This window comes from Nostoc sp. 2RC, assembly GCF_014222165.1.
Taxonomy (GTDB): domain Bacteria; phylum Cyanobacteriota; class Cyanobacteriia; order Cyanobacteriales; family Nostocaceae; genus Nostoc; species Nostoc linckia.
The window spans coordinates 1-5,313 of the sequence record NZ_JACKZU010000484.1; the positions used below are offsets into that span (position 1 = coordinate 1).

Annotated in this window: 1 protein-coding gene; it reads left to right on the forward strand. The window is 43.1% G+C overall.

Translation table 11 applies throughout. The features are described 5' to 3' along the window. The first annotated feature begins 31 nt into the window (after positions 1–31). Positions 32–5,251 carry an SDR family NAD(P)-dependent oxidoreductase gene (locus GNE10_RS31800; RefSeq protein ID WP_260447115.1) on the forward strand — a complete coding sequence of 1,740 codons (5,220 nt, stop codon included), beginning with the start codon at positions 32–34 and terminating at the stop codon, positions 5,249–5,251. Positions 5,252–5,313 lie beyond the last annotated feature (62 nt).

The following is a 5,313-nucleotide window of genomic DNA, read 5'->3' on the forward strand; positions in this document are numbered from 1 at the left end:
GAGCAGGGGGCAGGGGAGAAATTATCAACTGTTGGTACTTTCAGCTAAAACTCAGACTGCACTCGATGGGGCAACATCTAATCTAGTAGCGCATTTAAAACAACATCCCGAAGTTAATTTAGCTGATGTCGCTTATACTCTCGGCATTGGTCGCTGGGTTTTTAACTACCGCAGGATGGTAGTTTGTCAGAACTTAGGAGAAACTGTCAAAGTTTTAAGTAACTTAGAACCAAAACAAGTTTTTAGCAACTGCACTGAAGTTGTAGATCGGTCTGTTGTCTTCATGTTTCCCGGACAGGGTTCCCAGTATGTGAATATGACGCGGGAAATTTACCAAAGCGAGGCAATATTTCGAGAACAAGTTGATTTATGCTCAGAAATTCTTTTGCCTCAATTAGGACTCGATGTGCGTCATCTAATCTATCCTGATGAGGAAAATAGCGATCGCGCATCCAAGCAACTTCAACAAACAGCGATCGCCCAACCAGCTCTTTTTGTCATCGAATACGCCTTAACTAAATTATGGCAGTCTTATGGGGTAAATCCTGTGGCTGCCATCGGTCACAGTATTGGCGAATATGTAGCCGCTTGTATCGCCGGGGTTTTTTCCTTAGAAGCTGCCTTATCTCTGGTAGCAGCACGGGGACAGATGATGCAGCAACTTCCCAATGGGGCAATGCTCGCCATTCCCCTCCCCGAAGACAGAGTAAAGTCACTGTTAGGACAAGAACTCTCCTTAGCAGCAATTAACCAACCGTTCCAGTGCGTAGTTTCCGGTTCCACCACAGCAATAGATGTCCTAGAAAATCAACTGGCTACACAAGGGATTGAATGCGGCCGTCTGCATACGAACCATGCCTTCCACTCCCAGATGATGGAACCAATCTTGGAGGCATTTGCACATCGGGTCAAACAAGTTACCTTAAATCCTCCAAACATTCCTTATATATCCAACGTTACTGGTACTTGGATTACCGCTACACAAGCCACTAATCCTGACTATTATGCTCAACATCTGCGTTCCACAGTGCTATTTGCCCAAGGTGTAGAGAAGCTGTTGGCAACACCTGAGCAAATCCTGTTAGAGGTGGGGCCAGGACGGACGCTAACTACATTAGCTAAAAGGCATCCAGACAAGGCAGCTGCACAAACAATGTTAACTTCAGTCCGTCATCCCCAAGAGGAACAATCAGATATAGCTTTTTTATTCACCACACTGGGGCAACTCTGGCTTGCTGGGGCAAAGGTGGATTGGTTTGGATTTTACAAGCAACAGCAGCATTATCGCCTTCCCTTACCTACTTATCCCTTTGAACGCCAACGTTATTGGATTGAACCACCAAGAAAAAATATACTTGAGTCTCAAGCAACACCAACTAAAAAGCCAGATATTGCTGATTGGTTTTATGTCCCATCCTGGAAAAGGTCGCCGCTTTCTGTTAGTCAACTAGAGGAATTACAGGGTAGCGTTTTGCTGTTTATCAATGAGTGCAACTTGGGTTTTCAACTGGCAAAACAATTGCAAAATGAATCTCAAAAAGTGATTTTTGTCAAGATAGGAGAGTCATTTACAAAAGAAAATCAAGACTCATACACCATCAATCCCCGGCAACCGAAGGACTACGAAACTTTGTTGGCAGAACTGGGAGATATCCCTAAAACCATCGTTCATTTATGGAGTCTAGCCGAAAAAAGTCATGCTGTATCAGAATTGGAGCAAATTGACCAAGCTTTAGATTTAGGATTTTACAGTTTGCTATTTCTTGCTCAGGCATTTGGTAAACAAAATGTTACCGATCGCTTCCAATTGATAGTTATATCAAATAATATGCAGGAGGTAACCGCAGAAGAAAAACTACGTCCCGAACAAGCCACTTTAATCGGCCCGGTCAGAACTATTCCTAAAGAATACCCTTATTTAAGTTGTCGTAGTGTTGACGTAGTGATTCCGCAATCAGAAACCTGGCAAGAGAAGCAACTGATAAGACAACTGCAAGCAGAATTAAAGGTTAAATCCGACCAACAAATTATTGCTTACCGTAAACAACATCGTTGGGTACAAACTTTCGAGTCAGTTAGATTAGAAAACTCACAAGGGGGAATACAAAGGTTAAAGGAAGGCGGAGTCTATCTAATTACAGGTGGGCTTGGAGGTATAGGACTGGCACTGGCAGAGTATTTGGCGCTAACAGTTAAGGTTAAATTGATCCTCACAGGGCGTTCTGATTTTCCGGCTCCAACTCACTGGGAACAATGGCTAGCTACTCATGAGGCTGAAGATGATACAAGTTGCAAGATCCAAAAATTGCAAGCAATAGAGAAGCTTGGTACTAAGGTTTTGATTGTCAATGCAGATGTTACCAACCTGGAACAAATGCAAAACGCCATAGCTCAAGCATTAGAGGAATTTGGTGAAATTAATGGTGTAATCCACTCAGCAGGTGTTCCTGGGGGAGGTGCGATTCAGCTAAAAACACCAGAAATAGCACAAAAAGTTCTTGTTCCTAAAATCAGGGGAACCCTGGTACTTGACGCTCTGTTCAAGGATGTTCAGCTAGATTTCTTTATTCTTTGTTCATCACTCAGTTCAATTCTAAATGACTTTGGACAGGTAGACTATTGTGCCGCCAATGCTTTTCTTGATGCCTTCACTCATCATAAAAACTCAGAAAATAAAACATTCACAGTCAGTATTAACTGGGATGGCTGGCAAGAAGTCGGGATGGCGGCAGCTACGGCAAAACAACGAATCGGAACCTTTGATTTTCCCTTAACACCTGATGGAATCTCTCAAAGGGAAAAAAACTTTTCCACTTCCCAAAGCCAGAATTTTTGTTTGGAAATATCCTCTCCTGGTATTTTAGAAACCTTAAGATTTCAAACGGCCAAACGCCAAAAACCAGGTGCAGGTGAGGTTGAAATAGAGATATGTGCTGCTGGACTCAACTACAAGGAAGTGCTTTTAGCGCTGGGGATGCTTCCAGTTCAATCTCATACTCCTTTAAAGTTCGGTTTGGAATGTGCAGGAAAGATTGTGGCGCTGGGAGAAGGTGTCGAGGGTTATCACATAGGAGATGAAGTCATTGCTTTTTCTTCTTCCTGCTTTAGCGCATTTACAACAACTTCTGCCTGTTATGTCGCCCCCAAACCAAATCATCTGAGTTTAGAAGAAGCAGCAACAATTCCGATTTCCTTTATGACAGCCTACTATGCCCTGAATCAATTGGGTAGGCTTTGCAAAGGGGAAAGTGTTCTTATCCATGCCGCCGCCGGAGGTGTGGGTATGGCTGCCATCCAAATTGCCCAAATGATGGGCGCAGAAATCTTTGTCACAGCTGGCACTCCAGAAAAACGGGCGTTTCTTTCTTCTCTGGGAATTAAATATGTGATGGATTCAAGGTCTTTGGCTTTTGCCGATGAAGTGATGCAATACACTAACGGCAAGGGTATTGATGTGGTTTTAAATTCTTTAGGAGGGGAATTCATACCCAAAAGCTTGTCTATTTTAGCACCTTACGGACGTTTTTTGGAACTTGGCAAACAAAATATCGATGAGAACAGCCAAGTGAATTTACGGCTTTCTGAGAAAAGCTTATCCTTCTTTACCATAGATTTGGAACCGAATATCCCTAACTTTAGTTCCATATTCCTGGAAATGGTGCAACACTTCAAAAATGGGAATTTTAGTCCCCTTCCTCATCAAGTATTCCCAATTTCCGAAGTGGCGATCGCTTTTGAGTATATGGCACAAGCAAAGCACATCGGCAAGCTAATTGTATCGTTACAGGATAAAGAGGCACTGAAAAACTACATCTGCTCGCATCGTCTTTACCCAAATATTAGTCAACCTGCTGATTCTGGTTTGTACGAACAAGCGATCGCAACTACAAATATACTGCACAAAGACCATAAGTTAGGGCTATTACCCGCAGAGGGCGTAGATGTTTTTCGTCGTATTTTGTGTAATACACTGCCCCAAGTTATTGTATCAACACGAGATTTACATTCTCGCATCGAGCAAAACCAAGTCTCTACACTACTTAGTTTTTTAGAAGACTCATCGAAGGAAAATCTACCCAAACAGGTACACCAACGACCACCAATAACTCAGACTTATGTTGTTCCAAGAAACCAGCTTGAGCAGATTATTGCTGGTATCTGGCAGGATATTCTTGGGTTTGAGCAGGTAGGAATCCACGATGATTTCTTTATGTTAGGAGGAGATTCTCTTCTAGCAGTGAGGGTCATGGCTCAAATAAAGAACATATTTCAGGTAGAGTTGCCCTCCGCTACCCTGTTCCAAAACCCCACCATTGCCCAACTATCCCAACTGCTCACAGCCAGTAATCATCCTGCAATTAATACACATCTCCAGAAATTAGGTTTTCACCAACACAAGACAAGGGTTTCACATTCCTTTTCGGAGATGTCTAATGCGATTAATTCAGTATTAATACCCATTCAGCTTAAAGGAGAACAACTTCCTCTGTTCTGTGTCCATCCGGTAGGTGGGAACGTATTGTGCTATGCAGCACTCTCCCAACAGTTAGGGCAGCAACATCCTATCTATGGACTGCAATCATTAGGGTTGATAGAACAGCAGGTGACTTTGCCCACCATTGAGGCAATGGCCAGTCACTACCTTGAGGAAATCTTGACGGTGCAACCCCAGGGCCCTTATCACCTGATAGGCTGGTCTATGGGAGGTATAATTTCTTACGAGATAGCACAACAGCTTATTCATCGAGGGGAGACAGTTGCATTATTAGTTCTGATTGATAGCCATATCCCCACTGCTGAAGACATACCGAGTCAGGATCAACTCCTTGTAGAGTTCATAAAAGATTTAGCTGGGCAGTCGAGACAAAGCCTACACTCAGTTCTAGAGTCACTAGAACGAAAACTAGTTTCTTTAGAGCAAGTATTCAAACTTACCCAACATCATCAACTTTTCCCATCTGAGTTGTCTTTGGAGCAATTACAGTGCTTATGGCGTGTTTTTCAAGTAAATATGCTGGCCTTAACCCAGTATCACCCGCAGCCATATAACGGGGCAGTTTTATCACTTTTAGCAAGTGAGTCAGTGGCAAAAGCCTCCCATACAACCAGTAATGGCAAAGACAGAGTTAGATGGGACACCCTAATTAAAGGTGAACTGAGTGTACACATCATTAATGGAGATCATTTTACCCTAATGCGAGAGCCAAACCAAGTCGCCCAAGTTGCGTACTACCTTGGTTGCTATCTCTAGGATACTTTGCCTCAAAGGAAACTAAGTAGACAAAGGTGAAGGTGGGGCTCCCTCTGGGGATA